Genomic DNA, 14,616 nt, shown 5'->3' on the forward strand with positions numbered 1-14,616 from the left:
CCATCGTGCCGTCCCGCGCGGGTCGGTCTCGCCGGGGTCACCCGCCCGGGTGCTGCGGACCTCCCGGTTCCCGCGCAGGTCCGGCGGCCGGGGGGCCGGCGTCTATGGTGCCGGTGTGCCGACCCGCCCGGGCCTGCTCGACTGCATCGAGCGCTACTTCGCCGCCGCGCCGCTGCCGGACGCGCGGATCGAGGTCGCCGGTGCGCTCGACGTCCCCATCGGCGCCCCGGCGTGGCCCTGGCCGGCCCGGCCGCGGCCCGGCGCCGGACCGGTGACCGTGGCCGACGTGGAGGCGGCCCTCGCGCTCCAGCTCGCCGCTCGGGTCCCGGTGGCGCTGGAGTGGGTGTGCGAGCGGGCTCCGGAGGCGGTGACCGCCGCCCGCGAGGCCGGGTTGACCGTCGACGAGCTGCCGCTGCTGGTCGCCGCCGACCCGGTCGAGCTCCTGCTGCCCGCCGGCGTCCGGCTGTGGTTGGTGGGCGCCGACGATCCCGACCTGCCGCGCTACCAGCAGGTCGCGGTCGTGGCCTTCGCGCACCCCGGCGGGCGGGTCGACGTCCGGGAGACGTCGGCGGTCCTCTCGCCCGAGCTGGCCGCCCGCACGGAGGTGCTGCGCGAGCGGATCGCGGCCGGTCGCACGGTCATGATGGTCGCCGTCGAGGACGGGGAGCCGGTGGCGGTCGGTTCGCACCAGCCCGTGGCCGTCGGCGAGGGGGTCGTCAGCGAGGTCGTCGGCGTGGCTACGCTGCCGCGGCTGCGCGGACGCGGCCTGGGCGCGGGCCTCGCGTCGGCGCTCGTCGCGCACGCCCGGGAGACCGCCGGGCTGGTGTTCCTCACCGCCGGCGACGACGACGTCGCGCGGGTCTACGAGCGGGTCGGCTTCGCCCGGCTGGCCACGACCGGTGTCGCCGGGCCGGGCGACGACGCGGCCTGATCGGCCGGGGACGCCGACCCCGGCGCCGGGCCGGCCGGATGCCGGCGGGTCCGGCTGCTACCCCGTGGGGGTGGCGGCCCGGTGCGCCGGCGGCGGGGGCGGGTCGATCCACCCGGGCGCGGGGCGGTCCGGCAGCGGGATCTGCGCGGCCGCGGCGGTCAGGGCCTCCCGGGCGGCGGCGTAGCCCACGCCGCGCGGCACCTCGCTGAGCAGCACGACCACCCGCCCGCCGACCAGGCCGACCGAGTGCAGGTGCCGTCGTCCGCCGACGCAGCACATCCAGCCCTGCTTGACGGCCGGCCGCTGGGCGACCGCGCCGAGGAGGCCGAAGCGCTGGTCGAAGCCGTCCGCGGCCGTCGGCGTCACCCCGTACATCCACCGGAGCAGGGTCGCCGCGTCCAGGGGGTGCGCCACCGTCGGCAGGAGGCTGAGGAAGCGGGCGAGGTCGCGGGCGGTCGTGTAGGTCTCGCCCCACTCGCCCGTCACCCGCGGCGGCGTGGTGGCGGCGAGCTGGTAGCGGGCGGCGACGTCGCGCACCATCTGCGGCCCGCCGTAGCGCACCCACAGGGAGGAGGCGGCCGGGTCGTCCGACGAGCTGACCATCCGCTGCAGCAGCGCGCGGTCGCGGTCGGTCAGGCTGATCGCCCCCGAGCGGTGCCGGTGCAGCAGGTCCTCGGCGACGAACAGCTTCACCAGCGACGCGGTCGGGAACGGCCGCGCCGCCGCCTCGCCGTTGTCCGCCCAGGATCCGGAGGCGAACGCGGCCCGCTCGCGGGCGGCCCGGATGCCGGACGCGGTCACCGGGCGCTGCTGCGGCGCGACGACGACGGCGATCGTGCCGGTCCCGCCGTACGCGGCGACGGCCGCGGGCACCACGTCGGCGGGCGCCGTCGAGGCCGCCGCCGGCCGGTGGGCAGATCCGGCCACCGACGCGGCCAGCAGGGCGAGGACCGTCAGGACCACCAGGACCGCCGCACCGCCGCGGCCGACGGCCGGGCCCGCCGGGGGCCGTCCTGTCGACATGGGCCCATGCCTACCCCGCCTGCGCGCGCTCATCCAGTCGTCGCGCGCCCGAGCCGGTGAATTCTCAACGAACTCCCAGGCGGCCCCGCGGACCGGGCGGCGACGGGCACCGGGCACGCGCACCGGGTACGCGCACCGGGTACGCGCACCGGGCACGGGTGCGCCCCGGCTCAGCGCTGCTCGTAGGTGCCGACGAGGACGGCGCGGCCCACGGTGTGACCGAAGAGGTTGAAGCCGTGGTACGCGGGGGAGGCGTCGTCCGGGACACCCATGTCCGCGGTGTCGAGCGCGTGCACCACGATGAAGTAGCGGTGCTCCCCGTGCCCGGCCGGGGGAGCGGCGCCCACGAAGCCGGCGAAGCCGGCGTCGTTGCGCAGCTGCCGGGCACCGCCGGGCAGTCCCCGGCCGCCTGGGTCGCCGGCGCCGCTGGGCAGCTCGGTCACCGAGCCGGGGATGCCGGTGACCACCCAGTGCCAGAAGCCGCTGACGGTGGGCGCGTCCGGGTCGAACATCGTGACGGCGAAGCCCTGCGTGCCCTCCGGGAAACCGGACCAGGACAGCTGGGGCGACCGGTCCTCGCCGCCGGCGCCCATCGTGCCGCTCACCTGGGCCCGGTCCAGCGGCGCGCCGTCGCGGACGTCGCTGCTGGTGACGGTGAAGCTCGGCACCGGGGGGAGGAAGTCGTAGGGGTTGGGTGGCACGGGCCGGTCGGCCATGGCGGACCTCCTGCGGATCGGGGTGGGCGGCGGGGCGGGGCTCGCCCCCTGTCCGCGACCCTAGGCACCGGCCCGCCGGCCCGCCCGGTCACGGGGCGGGCGCCGATCACCCACCGGGACGAGCCCCGCGGGCATGGCGTAGGTCGCGGCGGCCCGCGCCACTAGCGTGGGACCGTGCTCGGACTCCCGGACCAGATCCGTGCCTGCCTGTTCGACCTCGACGGCGTCCTGACCCGGACGGCGACCGTCCACCAGGCCGCCTGGAAGCGCACCTTCGACGAGTTCCTCCGCAGCCGCGATCCGCAGGCGCCGGAGTTCACCCTCGCCGACTACCACCTGCACGTCGACGGCAAGCCGCGGGAGGACGGCGTGCGCGACTTCCTGGCCAGCCGCGGCATCGTGCTGCCGGAAGGCGCCCCGGACGACCCGCCCGACGCGGCGACGGTCCGCGCCATCGCCACCCGCAAGAACGAGCTGATCCAGGTGGAGCTCGCCGAGCACGGCGTGGAGGTGTTCCCCGGGTCGGTCCGGTACCTGCGTGCGTGCCGGGACGCCGGGCTGGCCACCGCCGTGGTCACCGCCTCGGCCAACGGCGAGCAGGTCATCGCCGCCGGGGGCTTCGCCGGCCTCGTCCAGGCGAGGATCGACGGGGTGGTGGCCAAGGCCCGCGGTCTGCGCGGCAAGCCGGAACCCGACACGTTCCTCGCCGGCGCGGAGGCGCTGGGCGTCCCGCCGGAGGCGGCGGTGGTGTTCGAGGACGCGCTCTCCGGCGTGGCGGCCGGCCGCGCAGGCGGCTTCGGCTACGTCGTCGGGGTGGACCGGGCCGGGCAGGCCGAGGCGCTGCGGGCCCGCGGCGCGGACGTCGTCGTCACCGACCTCGCCGAGCTGTTGGACCGGGCGGCATGACCGAGGGCCGGGCAACCTTCCCCATCGAGCCGTGGGCGCTGACCGAGATCGGCCTCGACCACGCGTCCCTGGGCACGCACGAGTCGGTCTTCGCGCTGGCCAACGGCCACATCGGCATGCGCGGCTCCTTCGACGAGGGCGAGCCGGTCGTCGTCCCGGGCACCTACCTCAACGGGTTCTACGAGGAGCGGCCGCTGCCGCACGCCGAGGCCGGCTACGGTTTCCCGGAGTCGGGTCAGACGGTCGTCAACGTCACCGACGGGAAGCTGATCCGCCTGCTGGTGCGCGACTCGCCGCTCGACCTCAACTACGGGGAGATCATCGAGCACCGGCGCACCCTCGACCTGCGCGCGGGCGTGCTGCGCCGGTCGACCGAGTGGCGCTCCCCGGGCGGGCGCACCGTGCGGGTCACCAGCACCCGGCTGGTCTCGCTCACCCGGCGGTCGATCGCGGCCATCGAGTACCTGGTCGAGGTCACCGACGAGCTGGGCGACCTCTACGTCGCGCTGCAGTCGGACCTGCTGGCCAACGAGGACCACACCACCATCCAGAGCAGCGATCCGCGCGCGGCGGCGGCCCTGGCCGCGCCGCTGGTGTCGGAGCTGGCGGTCGCGCGCGGGCGCAAGGCCGTGCTGGTGCACCGCACCCGGCGTAGCCGGCTGCGGGTCGCGGCGGGCATGGAGCACGTCGTCGAGCTGCCCGACACCGGCACCGAGGACATCGAGGCGAGCAACGACCTGGCCCGCTACACCCTGGCCGCCCGTCTCCCCCCGGGCGAGTCGCTGCGCATCGTCAAGTTCCTGGCCTACGGCTGGTCGTCGCGGCGGTCGTCGGCTGCCGTGCGCGACCAGGTCGAGGGAGCGCTGGCCACCGCCAAGCTGGCCGGCTGGGAGCGGCTGGTGCGCGAGCAGCGGGAGCTGCTCGCCCAGCACTGGGACGAGGCCGACGTGGAGATCGACGGCGACGACGAGCTCCAGCAGGCGGTCCGCGTCGGCATGTTCCACGTCCTGCAGGCCGGGCTGCGCGGTGAGCGGCAGGCGATCCCGGCCAAGGGGCTGACCGGCCCGGGCTACGACGGGCACACCTTCTGGGACACCGAGACCTACGTGCTGCCGGTGCTGACCTACACCGCCCCCAGCGCCGCCCGCGACGCGCTGCGCTGGCGCCACTCGACGCTGGAGAAGGCCCGGGAGCGGGCGGGGGTGCTGGGCCTCCGCGGCGCGGCCTTCCCGTGGCGCACGATCCGCGGCGAGGAGACCTCGGGCTACTGGCCGGCGGGGACGGCCGCCTTCCACATCAACGCCGACATCGCGGACGCCGTCGTCCGGTACTACAACGCCACGCTGGACGAGCCCTTCGACCGCGACTTCGGCGCCGAGCTGCTCGTCGAGACCGCCCGGCTGTGGGCGTCGCTGGGCCACTTCGACGTGGAGCACGGGTTCCGCATCGACGGGGTGACCGGGCCGGACGAGTACACCGCGGTCGTCGACAACAACGTGTACACGAACCTCATGGCGCAGCGGAACCTCCGCGAGGCGGCCGCGGCGGTGGACCGCCAGCCGGAGGTGGCCGCCCGGCTCGACGTCACGCAGGAGGAGGTCGCGGAGTGGCGGCGGGCGGCGGCGCTGATGGCGGTGCCCTACGACACGCAGCGCGGCGTGCACATGCAGTCCGACGCGTTCACCCACCACGAGGAGTGGGACTTCGCGGGCACACCGCCGGAGTCCTATCCGCTGCTGCTGCACTACCCGTACTTCGACATCTACCGCAAGCAGGTGGTCAAGCAGGCCGACCTGGTGATGGCCCTGCACCTGCGGGGTGACGCCTTCACCCTCGACGAGAAGATCCGCAACTTCGCCTACTACGAGGCCCGGACGACGCGCGACTCGTCACTGTCGGCCACGCAGCAGGCGGTGGTCGCCGCCGAGACCGGGCACCTGGAGCTGGCCTACGACTACTGGGGCGAGGCGGCCCTGACCGACCTGCAGAACCTGCACCACAACTCCGGGCACGGATTGCACATCGCCTCCCTGGCCGGTGGCTGGACCGTGGCCGTCGCCGGCTTCGGCGGCATGCGCGACCACGACGGCGAGCTCAGCTTCGCCCCCCGGCTGCCGCAGCGGATCAGCCGGCTGCGGTTCCGCATGCTGTACCGGGGCCGCATCCTGACGGTGACGGTGGGCCAGGAGAAGGCCACCTACCGGCTGTCGGAGGGCGATCCGCTCGACATCCGCCACCACGGCCGGCAGGTGATCGTCGACCACGACGACGTCATCCTCGACATCCCACCGCCCCCGGTGGTCGAGCCGGTCAGCCAGCCCGCGGGCTGCGCGCCGCGCCGGCGCAGCCGCGCCGCCCGTGACTGAGCTCAGGCCGCGAGCAGCCACGAGCCGCCGAGCAGCAGCGCGCCGACGTCGACGGCGAGGAAGGCGCCCACCCACAGCACCGCCGGCACCCGGGTGAGGCGGGCCAGCTGGTCGGCGTCGGAGTCCGGCGTGCGGCGCCGGCGGCGCGCCGTCTGCAGCTCCAGGACCGTCCGGGGCGCGGCGAGCAGCAGGAACCAGGTCGCCGCCGCGGCCGCCGCGGCCTGCCCCTCGGGCGGCAGCCACCAGGTCGCCGCGAACACCAGACCGCCGGTGAGCAGCACCGACCACAAGCCGTACCAGTTGCGGATCTGCACCAGCAGCAGGGCCAGCAGCGCCAGGAGCGCCCACAGCAGCCCGACGGCGTACCCGGCCGCGAGCAGCGCCGCCGCGCCGAGACCGAACAGAGCGGGCCCGACGTAGCCGGCGGCGCAGGTCAGCACCATGCCCGGGCCCGAGGGGCGGCCCGCCGAGACGGTCAGCCCCGAGGTGTCCGAGTGCAGCCGGATGCCGGCCAGCCGCCGGCCCGTGGCGACCGCGGCCAGCCCGTGCGCGCCCTCGTGCGCGATGGTCACCGCGTGCCGGGCGGTGCGCCACAGCGTCGGGGAGAGGACGACGACCGCCGCGACCGCCGCCGCGCCCAGCAGCACCGACGGCGGCAGGTCGGCGGTCGGGGTCGTGACCGCCGCCCAGAACCGGCCGATGGGCTCCACGGCGGACCTCCTCGGCCGGGGCGGGGTGCGGACCGGGCGAGTCAACCGCACAGCGGCGCCGCTGGGCGACCAGGCGCACCGGTGCCCGGGGTTGCGGGGCGGGCACCCGACCCGGTGACCGCCGGTGACAGATCTGGTGCCGACCGGCGCCGGCGGCGAGACTCGGCGGGGAGGAGGCCGTGTCGGGTGGGCGGAGTGGAGCGCGGGCGGGGCCCGGCGGACCAGGACGGCGGTGTGCCGGAGGCCGCGGCGGGGGAGGCGGACCGCCGCGCCCGCGCCCGGGCGACCGGCGGCGTCCCCGCGGTGGACGTCGACGGGGGCGGCGGCTTCGCGACGCCCTACGACCGGTACGTGCGCCCCGACGTGCTGCACGGCCTGCAGCAGCCGGTCACCGACGTGCCCGAGGAGCGGGCCTTCCTCGTCGCGTCGCAGATCATGGAGCTGTACTTCGGCCTGCTGCGGCACGAGTGGGAACTGGCCCAGCGGCACCTGCGGGCCGACGAGGTGTGGGACGCGGTGGCGGTGCTGCGCCGCTCGGTCCGCGAGTTCGAGGGCCTGGTCGCCGCCTGGTCGACGGTCGACTGGCTGGAACCCGCCGCCTTCAACCGCTTCCGCGACGCGCTCGGCGTGGCCAGCGGCTTCCAGTCGTGGGGTTACCGGCGGCTGGAGATCCTGCTCGGCAGCAGGCAGCGGTCGCTGGTCGACATGTACCGCGGGAACCCGGCGGTGCACGAGTCGCTGCTGCGGGCGTCGGCGGCCCCCTCGCTGTACGACGACGCGATCGCCGTGCTCGCACGCGCGGGTGTCGCCGTCCCCGCCGCGGTGCTCGACCGCGACCCCGGCGAGGAGCACCGGCCGCACCCGGCGGTCGAGGCCGCCTGGGTCGAGGTGCTCGGCCGCGCCCCGGGGGACCCGCTGCTCGAGCTCGCCGGGGTGCTCACCGACCTGTCGGCCGCCTTCGGCGAGTGGCGGTTCCGGCATCTGACCGCCGTCCGCCGCAGCATGGGCGCCAAGGCGGGCACCGGCGGGTCGTCGGGCGTGGCGTGGCTCGAGCGCAGCCTGGCCCGCGCGGTGTTCCCCGAGCTCTGGTCGGCCCGGACGGCGGTCTGAGGGGCGCCGTCCGGGCCGGGCCGGTCAGGCGGCCACGGAACCGGCCGGACGCGGCGCGGTCGGCAGCGGACGCCGTCGCTCCCGCACCACGCCGGCCGCGCAGAGCAGCAGGCCCAGTGCCGCCCATCCGGTCAGCACCCACAGCGGTCCGGCCGCGCCGGCGCCGTCGAAGAAGGCGACCGACCGGAGCGCGCTGACCGTGGCACCGGGCGGCAGCAGCTGGCCGAGACCGGCCCAGCCTGCGGGCAGGAACTCCGGTGCGCTCGCGGCGCCGGACAGCGGGTTGCCCAGCAGCACCATCGTCGCCGCGCCCAGCCCCAGGCCGCTGTCGCCCGCGACCGCGTGCAGCCCCAGCAGCGTCCACGCCGTCGCCGCCAGGCCGAGGGCGAGCACCGCGCCGTTGGCCGTCCAGCTCCCGTCGAGCGCGCCCAGCCAGCCCTGCAGCAGACCGACGAGCGCGAGCCCCGCCCCGGCCGCCACGGCGAGCGCGGTGACGGCCCGCTGGCCGGTGCGGGGCAGCGCGCGCGACAGCAGCGCGGCGGTGAGCACGCCGCCCAGCACGAGCGGCAGGACGCCGGCGGCGAGACCGGCGCCGCGCGGGTCGTCCGTCGGTGCCGGCACCACGTCCTCCACCGCCACCTCGCTGCCCAGGCCGGCCGACAGCCCGGTGGCGAGCTGCTGCAGCGTCTGGGCGACGGCGGCCCCGCCGGCCGAGGCGGTGAGCACGGCCGCGCCGTCCGGGCCCACGACGACGGCGCCGGAGACCTCGCGGTCGGCGACGGCGGCGCGGGCCGCCGCCTCGTCGGCGACCCGCACGACCTCGAACGCCCCGGACCGGCCGGCGGAGATGCCCGTCTCGATCCGGTCGGCCACCGCCGGGGGAGCGGCGAGGGCGACCGGGAGGTCGCGCGGTTGCGAGCGCACGGCCGGCCAGGCGAAGGCGGTCAGCAGGACGGCGAGCACCGCGACCAGCGCGGCGGTGAGGGCCGCGGCGGTGCGCGCGGGGGAGCGGGGGTCGGACGACATGACGTCACCTCCGGTGAAAACGAACGGTCGTTCTTGTGCGATCCGAGGATGGTCCGTGTGACGGGATGCGTCAAGAACGATCGTTCGCTTTACTGGGGGAGTGCCCAGGGTGACCGATGACCACCGCCAGGCCCGGCGGACCCAGATCCTCGACGCCGCGCAGGCCGCATTCGCCGCGGAGGGCTTCCAGGCGACCGGCATGGCCGAGGTGATCGCGGCGTCCGGCCTGTCGGCCGGCGCCGTGTACCGGTACTTCGCCAGCAAGGACGAGCTGATCGAGGCGATCGTCGACCGGGTGCTGGAGCAGCGGGCCGTGCACCTGGACGAGGTGCTCGCCTCGCGGCGGGAGCTGTCCGCCGCGGAGGCGGTGGGGGTGGCGGTCGAGCTGGTCACCGAGGTGGCCGAGAGCGGACCGGTGGACATCACGCGTCTCGCCGTCCAGGCGTGGGGGGAGGGCCTGCGCAATCCCGCGGTCGCCGCGGTCGCGCAGCGGGTCTACGGCCGTGTCCGCACCTACTTCGCCGCGGTGCTGCGCCGCGAGGTCGAGGCCGGGCACCTCCCGTCGTCCTTCGACGTGGCCGCCGGGGCGGCGGCGCTGCTGTCGGTCGTGCTCGGGTACGCGCTGCAGCGGCTGCTGATGGGCGACGTCGACGCGGCCAGCTACCGGGCGGCCGTGGCCGACCTGCTGCGCTGACCGCGCCGCCGACGTCGGAAGTCGGTCGACGCCGCCGGGCGGCGGCTGCCAGCATCCCCCCGTGGACGTCGTGTCGCTGCCCGCCTTCGTGCTGGCGGTGCTGCTGATCTCGGCCTCGCCCGGGCCGGCGATGGCGCTGATCGTCCGCCGCGCGGCGCTGCGCGGATGGCGCGGCGCCGTGCCGACGGTGCTCGGCCTCGAGCTCGGCCTGTACGTCTGGGCGCTGTTCGCCGGGCTCGGCTTCGCCGCGCTGGTCGCCGCGTCCGAGGTGGCCTACCTGGTGCTGCGGGCCGCCGGGGCGGCGGTGCTGCTGTACCTGGGGATCAGGGCCTGGCGGGCCGCGTGGCGGCAGCGCGGCACCACCGGGGCGGCGGGGGAGGAGCCGCCGCCGGCGCCGTCGCGCGGCCGCTGGTGGCGCGCGTTCGGCGAGGGGCTGGTGGTCCAGCTGGCCAACCCGAAGGCGGCGGTGTTCATGGTCGCCTTCTACCCGCAGTTCGTGCCCGCCGACGGGCCGGTGTTCGCGACGACGGCGCTGCTCGGCCTGCTGCAGATCGCGCTGGAGACCGCGCTGTACCTGGCCCTGGCGGCCGGTGTCGCCCGGGCCGGGCTCTGGTTCCGCCGTCCACGGGTCCGGCGCCGGGTGGAGGCGGTGAGCGGGACCGTCCTCGTCGCGCTCGGCCTGCGGGTGGCGGCGTCCGGACGCTGAGCCACCGGCTCGTCGCTGTCGTTCCCTAGGCTGGGGCCGCACGGAGCGGGGGCGAGGAGTGAGCATGGACGGCGGTCGAGTGCCGGATGGCGGACGGGACGGCGCGCACGCGTCGGAGCACGGGGGGCTGTCGCGCCGGACCTTCCTCGGCGGCGCGGCCGGCGTCGGCATCGCGCTGACCGGGTGCTCGCCCTCGGTGTTCGGCAGCGGCGGGGGCGGGGGTGACGGCGGGGCGGACACCGCTCCGCCCCGCGCCGGGTACGGAGCGCTGGTCGCCGACTCCCGGGGCCGGCTGGCGCTGCCCACCGGGTTCCGCTACCGCGTCCTCGCCGAGGCCGGCCGCACCCGGCTGGACTCGGGGGAATGGTCGCCCTCCGATCCGGACGGCGCGGCGGCGTTCGCCCGGCCCGGCGGCGGTACGGTGCTCGTCTGCAACCACGAGATCAGCGGCGACGAGCCGCACGCGGTGCCGCACCGCGACGGGTTCGTGTACGACCGGAAGGCCAAGGGAGGCACCACGACGCTGGTGCTCGACGCCCGGGGTCGGGTGGAGTCCCACCACGTCAGCCTCGCCGGGACGAGCACGAACTGCGCGGGCGGGCGGACCCCGTGGGACACCTGGCTGTCCTGCGAGGAGACCGAGGACGTGCTGGAGGAGCGGCACGGCTACGTGTTCGAGGTCGATCCCCTGGACGACGCGGCCAACCGGAACCCGCGGCCCATCCGCGCGCTGGGCCGGTTCCGGCACGAGGCCGTGGTCGTCGACCCCGGTGACTTCCGCCTGTACATGACCGAGGACGCCGGCGATCCGAACGGCTCGCTCTACCGCTGGACGCCGCCGGACGACGCGCTGCCGCTGGGCCGGGGAAGCCTCCGGCGGCTGGCCGACGACGCCGGCACGCTGGAGGCGCTGCACGCCACGGCCGTGGACGGGTCGCACGTCGCCGACCTGGCCTCGGTCACCGAGGTCGGCACGATGCTGCACGTCGAGTGGCGGGAGGTGCCCGACCGGGACGCGCGGGACCGTCCCGTCCGCCGCCAGTTCCGCCGCGGCGAGATCACGCGGGCCCACAAGCTCGAGGGCATGTGGTGGGGCGACGACGGTGCCTACGTGGTCTCGTCCTACGCCCGCGATGGCGACGGCACCGCGCACGACGGCCAGGTCTGGCGGCTGGACCCGAGCGCCGGATCCCTCACCCTGGAGCTGATGTTCGCCGTCGCCAGCAACGCGGACACCAGCGTGGACGGGCCCGACAACATCACCGTCTCCCCGTACGGCGGGGTGATCATCGCCGAGGACGGCGAGGGGGCCTGCCACCTGATGGGCGCCACCCCGGAGGGCGAGGTGTTCCCGTTGGCGCGCAACGAGCTCACCGAGGGGAACGCCGAGTTCTGCGGCCCGACGTTCTCCCCGGACGGGCGGACGCTGTTCGCCAACGTGCAGGGCCCGGGGATCGTCTTCGCGATCGACGGTCCCTGGGCCGACCTCGCCTGACCGGCCCGGCGCCTCGTCGGGGCGTGCCCGCGGCCGGGTCTAGCCGCCCGGCTTGACCGCGCGACCGCGGGCGCGCTCCGCGTCGTCGGCGTCGTGGGCGCCCGGCGTGGCCACCGGCGGATCGACCTCCCCGGCGCGGCTCTGCTCGGTCGTGGTCGGGGTGCGGGTCAGGCTGCTCGACCCCGGCTCGGGCGTGCCGCCGGGCTCCGGGTGCTGCTCGCTCATGCGTCCTCCGGTCCGTCGGGTCGTGGTCGCCGGGGCGGGTACCCCCGGCGGGGCGGTGGACACCTGGCCGGTCCGGACCGCCCGCAGCCCCGGTGGCCTTGCGTCACCGTGACGGAACGCGGTCACCGTGACCGACGCACGGGCGTCACAGCGTCTGCGTCAGGTTGACGACGTTGCCGTCCGGATCTCGCACGTGGGCGACCCGCTGGCCCCACGGCATGTCGTTGGCGCCGCTCTCGGCCCGGCCGCCGAGTTCGGCGACCCGGGGCAGCAGCGCGTCGACGTCCGGCACCTCGATGCTCAGCAGCATGCGGCTCGGCCCGCCGGCGACGACGTCGGCGCTGGCCGACAGGCCCAGCTCGGAGTCGCCTAGCTGGAGGCCGATGTAGGCGAGCGGCCCGTCCTCGGGATACCGGAACACCATCGAGGCGCTCAACAGCCCGGTGTAGAAGTCGCGGAGCCGGTCGATGTCCGGCGTGACGATGATCGGTCGGACGGTGGCGGGCACGCGGCCTCCTGGCGGACTGCGGATCGCGGCGGTAGCCGCGGGGGGCTGCGCCGGTGGGGACATCTCACCGCGGAGCCGCCGGTCCGGTACAGGGGCCAGGGCGGCGGGCTCTGACTCCAGTTGACATAATGTGCATTATCGGCGGAGGCGGGCGAGCGGCAGAGGTGCCGGACCGGACCGTCGGCCGCGCGGCCGGCCCGGGTCCGACGCTGCTCGGCTCGTCGTCGCGGCCCGAGGCCGCGACGCGTCCGCGCCGTCCTGCGTCGTGGCCGAGACCGCGAGCCGGCCGGGTCGCGCTGGGAAGGCCCGCCGTCGTGGCCGGCGCGGGCCCGGCCCGGCGCCCCGCCGGTCGGCTCGGCGAGCTCGCCAGTCCGCCGGCCGGCCCGCTGATCGTCCGGTGGGACGTCGGCCGGCCGGCGACCCCTCGTCGGCGGCCGGCCGAGCCGACTTCGGCACGGACCCGCCCCGGGCGGAGCCGGCACCCCGACGACGGCACCCGGACGACGGCTCCCCTGCATCCCTCCGACACCGCCGCATTGCGTCACGCTGACGAAACCGGCGGGCGCGGGAGTGCTCGACAGGCGGTGCACCCGAGGGCTTCGTAGGGTCGGGACATGCACATCCGACGTCCGCTCGCCGCCCTGTTCACCGCGCTGGCGCTGCTCGGGGGTGGCGGCGCGACGTTGACCGCGTGCGGTGACCCGGCCGGTCAGGACCGGTCCGACGGCACCACCGACGAGTCGGGCAACACCGGCGGAGCGAACCCCGGCGACGAGTCGCAGGGCGACCTGCCCGACAACACGAACCCGGAGCCGGGTCAGGACCAGGACGGCGACACCCAGGACCCGGACTGACGGCGACCGGGGTCAGCCGGAGCGGCCGTTGACCCACAGCCGGTCGAGCCGGCCGGTGCAGCGCACCAGATCGGCCAGCGACCGCTCGAGCTCGGCCTTGGTCGGCTTCTCGGTGAGCAGGGTCTGCACGTCCTCGAGGGCGCAGCGCAGCTGGTAGAGCCGGTCCTGGAGGCTGTCGAGCTCACCGCGGCTGACCAGGACGACGTCGTCGGGCAACCCGGCCTTGGTCGCCGCCGACCGCTGCTCGTAGGCGCGCTGCCGGCACGCCTGACCGCAGTACAGCCGGGGGCGGCCCACCGAGCCCTGCTGCGGCAGCACGCGGTGGCACCAGCCGCACCGGCGCTGCTGGTCGCTCCCCCGCTGCCCGGACGGCGCCAACTCGGCGACCGAACCCTCCTGCTGTGCCACGACTGCGCACGGTAGCCGCCGGTACCGACGGCCGACCGCGGACACGCCCGAGCGTCCACCCCCGCCGGAGCGCGCGGCGGCGGGTCCCGGAGGGTCGCTAGCGTGTCGGTCCGTGCCGGTCGCGCGCTTCGCCTACCTGGAGGGGCCCACGCCGCTGGCGATGGCCCACCGGGGCGGTGCGGTCGAGCACCTGGAGAACACCATGCCGGCCTTCGAGGCCTGTGTGAAGCTGCGCTACCGGTACATCGAGACCGACGTCCGCGTGACGGCCGACGGTGTGCTCGTCGCCTTCCACGACTCGACGCTGGAGCGGGTGACCGACCGGCACGGCCGGCTCGACCAGCTGCCGTGGGCGGAGGTCGCCCGCGCCCGGATCGGCGGACGCGAACCCGTCGTCCGGCTCGAGGAGCTGCTCGGCGCCTGGCCGGACGTGCGGTTCAACCTCGACATCAAAGCCGCCGGCGTGCTCGCGCCGCTGGTGCACCTCGTGCGGCGGTCGGGAGTCGCCGACCGCATCTGCCTCGCCTCGTTCTCCGACGCGCGGGTTTCCGCGGCCCGGCGGGTGTTCGGCCCGAGGGTCTGCACCGCCCTGGGGCCGCGCGGCGTCGCCGCGCTGCGCCTGTCGTCCTACTCGCCCCGGGCGGCCGGGCTGGTCCGCCTGCAGGCCGGGTGCGCGCAGGTGCCGTTGCAGCTGGGCGGCCGGCCGCTGGTCGACGAACGCTTCATCGCGGCGGCGCACGCCCGCGGCCTGCAGGTGCACGTCTGGACGGTCGACTCGGAGGCCGACTGCACGGCGATGCTCGACCTCGGTGTCGACGGCGTCATGACCGATCGACCGTCGATGCTGCGCGACCTGCTGGAGCAGCGCGGTCAGTGGACGCCGCGGTGAGCCGTACGGGGCGGCCGCGCCGCGTCCCCGGGCGGTGCTGGACCGGCAC

16 protein-coding genes are annotated in these 14,616 nt (G+C 76.3%); 9 read left to right on the forward strand and 7 right to left on the reverse strand.

Features of this window, described 5'->3' with window-relative positions:
- The first annotated feature begins 115 nt into the window (after nucleotides 1–115).
- Nucleotides 116–931, forward strand: a complete 816-nt coding sequence (locus OF117_RS06835) for a GNAT family N-acetyltransferase (protein WP_263552066.1) — start codon at nucleotides 116–118, stop codon at nucleotides 929–931.
- Between the two features lie 57 nt (nucleotides 932–988).
- Here OF117_RS06835 and OF117_RS06840 read toward each other — a convergent pair whose 3' ends face one another.
- A complete protein-coding gene (locus OF117_RS06840; protein WP_263552067.1) occupies nucleotides 989–1,894 on the reverse strand; it encodes a class A beta-lactamase-related serine hydrolase in 906 nt (301 codons plus the stop codon).
- A 230-nt stretch (nucleotides 1,895–2,124) separates the two neighbouring features.
- The gene (locus OF117_RS06845) at nucleotides 2,125–2,670 is read right to left on the reverse strand and encodes a YbhB/YbcL family Raf kinase inhibitor-like protein (protein ID WP_263552068.1); all 546 of its coding nucleotides are present in this window, start codon (nucleotides 2,668–2,670) and stop codon (nucleotides 2,125–2,127) included.
- Between the two features lie 174 nt (nucleotides 2,671–2,844).
- On the opposite strand from OF117_RS06845, the gene OF117_RS06850 reads away from it, so the two are divergent.
- The gene (locus tag OF117_RS06850; protein WP_263552069.1) at nucleotides 2,845–3,576 is read left to right on the forward strand and encodes an HAD family hydrolase; all 732 of its coding nucleotides are present in this window, start codon (nucleotides 2,845–2,847) and stop codon (nucleotides 3,574–3,576) included.
- Complete coding sequence (locus OF117_RS06855; RefSeq protein WP_263552070.1) at nucleotides 3,573–5,942, forward strand: glycoside hydrolase family 65 protein; 2,370 nt, start codon at nucleotides 3,573–3,575, stop codon at nucleotides 5,940–5,942. The genes OF117_RS06850 and OF117_RS06855 overlap by 4 nt, the downstream gene beginning before the upstream one ends.
- Nucleotides 5,943–5,944: 2 nt before the next feature.
- Here OF117_RS06855 and OF117_RS06860 read toward each other — a convergent pair whose 3' ends face one another.
- Nucleotides 5,945–6,652, reverse strand: coding sequence for a M50 family metallopeptidase (locus tag OF117_RS06860; RefSeq protein ID WP_263552071.1), 708 nt, complete (start codon nucleotides 6,650–6,652; stop codon nucleotides 5,945–5,947).
- A gap of 186 nt (nucleotides 6,653–6,838) precedes the next feature.
- Between OF117_RS06860 and OF117_RS06865 the strand changes: the two genes are divergently transcribed.
- Entirely contained in the window at nucleotides 6,839–7,762 is a 924-nt protein-coding gene (locus OF117_RS06865) for a tryptophan 2,3-dioxygenase (protein ID WP_263552072.1), read from the forward strand.
- Nucleotides 7,763–7,786: 24 nt separating this feature from the next.
- On the opposite strand, the gene OF117_RS06870 is transcribed toward OF117_RS06865, so the two are convergent.
- Nucleotides 7,787–8,788 carry a hypothetical protein gene (locus OF117_RS06870; RefSeq protein ID WP_263552073.1) on the reverse strand — a complete coding sequence of 334 codons (1,002 nt, stop codon included), beginning with the start codon at nucleotides 8,786–8,788 and terminating at the stop codon, nucleotides 7,787–7,789.
- Nucleotides 8,789–8,897: 109 nt separating this feature from the next.
- On the opposite strand from OF117_RS06870, the gene OF117_RS06875 reads away from it, so the two are divergent.
- The 3 genes from OF117_RS06875 (at nucleotide 8,898) to OF117_RS06885 (ending at nucleotide 11,683) form a co-directional block, all read left to right on the forward strand.
- Nucleotides 8,898–9,482 carry a TetR/AcrR family transcriptional regulator gene (locus OF117_RS06875; RefSeq protein ID WP_263552074.1) on the forward strand — a complete coding sequence of 195 codons (585 nt, stop codon included), beginning with the start codon at nucleotides 8,898–8,900 and terminating at the stop codon, nucleotides 9,480–9,482.
- Between the two features lie 61 nt (nucleotides 9,483–9,543).
- Nucleotides 9,544–10,188: a LysE family translocator gene (locus OF117_RS06880; RefSeq protein WP_263552075.1), complete on the forward strand. Its 645-nt coding sequence runs from the start codon at nucleotides 9,544–9,546 to the stop codon at nucleotides 10,186–10,188.
- Nucleotides 10,189–10,252: 64 nt separating this feature from the next.
- Complete coding sequence (locus OF117_RS06885) at nucleotides 10,253–11,683, forward strand: PhoX family protein (RefSeq protein WP_263552076.1); 1,431 nt, start codon at nucleotides 10,253–10,255, stop codon at nucleotides 11,681–11,683.
- Between the two features lie 39 nt (nucleotides 11,684–11,722).
- Here OF117_RS06885 and OF117_RS06890 read toward each other — a convergent pair whose 3' ends face one another.
- The gene (locus tag OF117_RS06890) at nucleotides 11,723–11,908 is read right to left on the reverse strand and encodes a hypothetical protein (protein ID WP_263552077.1); all 186 of its coding nucleotides are present in this window, start codon (nucleotides 11,906–11,908) and stop codon (nucleotides 11,723–11,725) included.
- A gap of 145 nt (nucleotides 11,909–12,053) precedes the next feature.
- The gene (locus OF117_RS06895; protein ID WP_263552078.1) at nucleotides 12,054–12,416 is read right to left on the reverse strand and encodes a VOC family protein; all 363 of its coding nucleotides are present in this window, start codon (nucleotides 12,414–12,416) and stop codon (nucleotides 12,054–12,056) included.
- Between the two features lie 614 nt (nucleotides 12,417–13,030).
- Here OF117_RS06895 and OF117_RS06900 point away from each other — a divergent pair.
- Nucleotides 13,031–13,270: a hypothetical protein gene (locus tag OF117_RS06900; protein WP_263552079.1), complete on the forward strand. Its 240-nt coding sequence runs from the start codon at nucleotides 13,031–13,033 to the stop codon at nucleotides 13,268–13,270.
- A gap of 12 nt (nucleotides 13,271–13,282) precedes the next feature.
- On the opposite strand, the gene OF117_RS06905 is transcribed toward OF117_RS06900, so the two are convergent.
- Nucleotides 13,283–13,678, reverse strand: coding sequence for a hypothetical protein (locus OF117_RS06905; RefSeq protein ID WP_263552080.1), 396 nt, complete (start codon nucleotides 13,676–13,678; stop codon nucleotides 13,283–13,285).
- Nucleotides 13,679–13,790: 112 nt separating this feature from the next.
- Between OF117_RS06905 and OF117_RS06910 the strand changes: the two genes are divergently transcribed.
- Entirely contained in the window at nucleotides 13,791–14,567 is a 777-nt protein-coding gene (locus OF117_RS06910; RefSeq protein WP_263552081.1) for a glycerophosphodiester phosphodiesterase, read from the forward strand.
- Nucleotides 14,568–14,616: the final 49 nt, after the last annotated feature.

Origin of the sequence: Geodermatophilus sp. YIM 151500, from assembly GCF_025716945.1 — a bacterium.
Classification (GTDB): Bacteria; Actinomycetota; Actinomycetes; order Mycobacteriales; family Geodermatophilaceae; genus YIM-151500.